The sequence below is a fragment of the Salifodinibacter halophilus genome (assembly GCA_012999515.1).
Lineage (GTDB): Bacteria > Pseudomonadota > Gammaproteobacteria > Nevskiales > Salinisphaeraceae > Salifodinibacter > Salifodinibacter halophilus.
On record JABEEB010000222.1, the window covers coordinates 1 to 275 of the forward strand.

Sequence of the window (275 nt, forward strand, 5' to 3'; positions counted from 1 at the left end):
CCACCAGCCCGCTGCACCGCCAGCACAAGCTCAACCTGGACCGGCAGCAGGTGCTGGAACGCGCCGTCGCCGCGGTCGAGCAGGCGCGCCGCTATGTCGACGACGTCGAGTTCTCCTGCGAGGACGCGCTGCGCACCGAGCCCGAGTACCTGGTCGAGATCTGCAGCGCGGCGATCGCCGCCGGCGCGCGCACGCTGAACATCCCCGACACCGTCGGCTACACCACGCCCAGCGAGATCCGCTCGCTGTTCGAATACCTGCGTTCCAACGTGCGC

The 275-nt window shown here is 69.8% G+C and carries 1 protein-coding gene; it reads left to right on the forward strand.

Going from position 1 to position 275, the window contains the following annotated elements; genetic code table 11:
- Positions 1-275 (forward strand): 2-isopropylmalate synthase (locus HKX41_11410; protein ID NNC24739.1); only part of this gene is annotated, 275 nt, incomplete at both ends.